Below are 3,591 nucleotides of genomic sequence, written 5' to 3' on the forward strand. Positions count from 1 at the left end.
CTTTCCGCAAACATAAGCCAGTTAACGGTTTGTGACACTTTTCTCTATTATTCTATCATAAGAGTGATGGAAGAGCGTTATAGCCTTTCTCAGGTAGATGAGGTACAATGCGACCAACCGGAATTGGCTGGAAAATATAAAATAACAAAAATCAGTTCGCTATAATTCAATTGATGAGTATGCGCCCAGCGCAGACGCTTTCCCAGAGTTGACCAGCAGTTGCTCGGGCGCTTTGCAGCCGATCCGCTCGTGGAGTCGCTCGGGCGCTTTGCAGCCCATCGGACGCTCGTGGAGTCGATTGGGCATATGACAAAAAATATCAAACATCAATCAAAAATGAAATTTTACTCGGTTGACTTGCGGCAAAAAATAATTAATGTTTACGAAACTGAACCGATTTCCCAAAGACAACTAGCCAAGCGGTTTTGCGTTGCTCTGAGCTTTGTGCAAAAATTACTCAAACAATATCGTCAAACCCAAGATATTTCTCCTCAAACTCATCGATGTTCGGGACCACTTAAACTTACCCCAGAACAACTGGTAATTTTAGCCCAATTGATTGAGACAAATAATGATGCTACTCTCGAAGAACTCTGCGAATTACTCCATGCAGAAATCGGTGTTACTGTCAGCCGAGCCACGATGGGAAGAATGACCCAACGGTTGAAAATGACTTTCAAAAAAAAACGCTCTTTCCGTCAGCCAAAGGCAGTGAAAGAGTTCAAAACCTCCGATATGAGTTCTGGAAACAAGTGAACAACCTGAACGTACAGGACTTAATCTTTATTGATGAGTCCGGGGTAAATCTGGCTATGGTTAGGTTGTATGCCCGATCCTTAAAAGGTTCAAGAGCTAGGGGAGCCAAACCTAATAGACGTGGCAAAAATGTATCGATATTGGGAGCAATATCTGTCAAAAAAGTTCTGGCATCGGTGAATTTAGTAGGCTCAATAGATGGCATTACCTTCGAGGCTTTTATTATCAGAAAACTCGTTCCTGTCCTCTGGAAAGGTGCTTGTGTATTAATGGACAACTATGGCATTCACAAAGGGGAAGAAATAGAAAAAGCCATTAAAAAAGCCGGGGCAAGGTTAATATTTCTACCTCCCTACTCTCCAGACTTCTCCCCAATTGAAAATTTCTGGTCTAAGGTTAAAAGCATTCTCCGTACTTTGGGTGCGAGAACTTATAAAGCTTTGTCCGAAGCAATAACGAGAGCCTTTGAGCAAGTTGAGGAGCAAGACTTCTGGAATTGGTTTACTCACTGCTGTTATTGTACCTCATCTACCTGAGAAAGGCTATACCTGTTCAATATGAGCCAAGTTTCTTTTGATATATTGGAGTTGTTTTTTAATGGCCTGTCTTTTTTTGTTGCGGGATTGTCTTCTTTGTTTGGCTATTAATAAGTAATCTTTTCGGGCGAGATTACGGTAGGTTCTGGGTTTTTTCGGGATTTGGTCTTTGAGCGGTTTATACAGGATATCTATAATTTTTTCGGTGTGAACTCTGGCTCCGTTTAATAGTCCTAAGTCGGTCGGATAACTAATGTCGACCGGGGCGCAGGTCGCATCTACGATCAACTTTCCGCGATTGGGTGACTCATTTTTGGCGTCCGAATCCTTTTTTTTTTCGGTCTTAACTGGGGTGGTGGAGCGCATTTTTTCGACCATTCGTTCGTTCACTTTATTAATTAGGTTGGGACTAATTCGTTGCCGAAAGTGAACTAATAGAGATGGGTCAACTGCGAGTTCATTACTATAAGCTAATTGACCGATAAAGTATTGCAAATAGGGGTTTTCCCGGATTTGTTCGACTGTTTCCCTATCGCTAATTCCCAGTTTTTCTTTGATGATTAATGCCCCCAACGCGATCCGAAAGGATTTGGCGGGTGCACCCACTTCTGTGGGGAAGTTTTTAGCATATTCTGCTTCAAATTCTGACCACGGGATAAGTTCGGCCATTTTTACCCAACGGTTATCTGGTGACAAGCTTCCTCCGAAGGGCAGTTCAAACTCGGATGGGGGTTTTGGGGCAAGCTCAACTTTTCTGTACACGATCGCAGGTGGTTATGCACGGGTTTTGACCTATTTTACCTGTTTTTCACGGCGATGACTCTCGATCGCACGAGCACATAACCCAGATCTCGTAAATCTTTTGGCTTTTATTCAGCAAGCCCTAATTTGAACCGTCCGCCCTTTCCACTTAGCCTTCGACCAGTGGTTTGGCTGCTGTTTGTGCACGTTGTAGACCTCGAAGAAACTGGGCGGGTCGGGGTTTTCTTTAAGTTCGGCCATTATTTCGTCTGGGAACAGGTTGAATGCCAAGGAGCCGGAACTTCTGGAATCTTCTTTGACCGTATGGCTTGCCCGCCAGCAAGCTGCTGCCCAAGATTTAACGGTGTAGGGAGTGCCGTCGGGTTGAGTGACTCGTTCGATGGCCGCATCTCTTAAAGCTCGATACTTAAAGGCAACTTCGCGGATTCTCGAAGTGTCGCCTTCGTTTTCTTCTTTCCAGGCGATAGCAGCGCTCATTTCCGAAGCATACCCGTTTCTTTGCTCGAATGCGTAATTTTGTTGGGCTTCGGATACCGAGACTGCGGAGAAAAGCGAACTGGCAAACGAGGCAAGGTTTAAGTTGGTTTCTAGCTGGGCCGGTTGCCAGTAACTGTTTACCAAGCGGACTAACCGAGACACGGTATCGACCGCATTATCAGCTATAGCAATCCTAAATCAATTGTAAAAACATTGGGCTTCACCCATCCTGATTAAGTTGGTATTAATTTAGACTTTTTATCAAACAAGCCATACATATCTAACTTGGGAAAATTAAATATTTGACAATGAGTTACAAGCATAAATAGTTTTTTAATAAGTGGGAAATTTCTACAGAGATACCAATGTTCTCTCAGAAATCTTTTGCCTTGAAGCCAAATATCTTCTACAGGGTTTTGCTCAGGTGAATTAGGTGCAAATAATTCACATCTTATCAACCATTCAGATTTTTCTAAATCCTGATTAACCAGGCCAAGATAATCTCGCATTTCTGCGTATTTATGATAACTTGCCCCATCCCAAAATATTAAAATTCTAGCTGCTGTATTTAGACTTTGAAGGTATTTTACAAACAAAACTGTATTTTCTGAATTTCCGGCTCCATATTCTTGCACAAAAAATTGTTTTGTTTGATAATTGAGAGCGCCAAAATATGTTTGTCTTTCTTTTTGATTTGTCATGGGTACTTCTACTCTTATCTTAGTCTTTCCCCAAACATATCCACAGACATCTCCCCAAAGTAGATGACATTCATCGATCATATATACCACAAGTCTTCCAGCTTCTATCTCTTCTCTGTTTTCTTCTAAGATTTTTTCTATTTCTATCTTTTTTGTTTCTACCAATTTATCGTTTTTTTTGGGATTCTTTTTTTGAGTTTTCTTCCAGCTAATCTCGGCTTCATCAAATAATTGATAATAACTTTGATTTGATTTGAAACGAACATCATATTTGTCTTCTATGTAGGGCTTACTGAATAAGTTAGGAAAAATTGCGATCGCACTTGATGGGCAATTCAAGCTCGGCAAAACATAAGTTT

Annotated in this window: 3 protein-coding genes and 1 pseudogene; 1 reads left to right on the top strand and 3 read right to left on the bottom strand. The window is 41.6% G+C overall.

The features are described from left to right. Positions 1-336 precede the first annotated feature (336 nt). Positions 337-1,292, top strand: a protein-coding gene (locus tag QUA80_RS33095) for an IS630 family transposase (protein WP_333429130.1) whose coding sequence is annotated in 2 segments (ribosomal slippage) — positions 337-670 and positions 670-1,292 — 957 coding nt in all. Because the reading frame shifts where the segments join, the coding sequence is not laid out codon by codon here. A gap of 9 nt (positions 1,293-1,301) precedes the next feature. Here QUA80_RS33095 and QUA80_RS33100 read toward each other — a convergent pair. The 3 genes and pseudogenes from QUA80_RS33100 to QUA80_RS33110 all read right to left on the bottom strand — a co-directional run. Then, positions 1,302-2,054: pseudogene (locus QUA80_RS33100) on the bottom strand (transposase); the annotation flags it as partial. Positions 2,055-2,165: 111 nt separating this feature from the next. After that, positions 2,166-2,693, bottom strand: a complete 528-nt coding sequence (locus QUA80_RS33105) for a hypothetical protein (protein WP_333429131.1) — start codon at positions 2,691-2,693, stop codon at positions 2,166-2,168. 71 nt (positions 2,694-2,764) lie between these two features. Then, positions 2,765-3,591: IS630 family transposase (locus QUA80_RS33110; protein WP_333429132.1), on the bottom strand; the 827-nt coding region annotated here is incomplete at its 5' end.

Source organism: Microcoleus sp. F4-D5 (assembly GCF_036704885.1).
In the GTDB taxonomy this organism is placed as follows: Bacteria; Cyanobacteriota; Cyanobacteriia; order Cyanobacteriales; family Microcoleaceae; genus Microcoleus.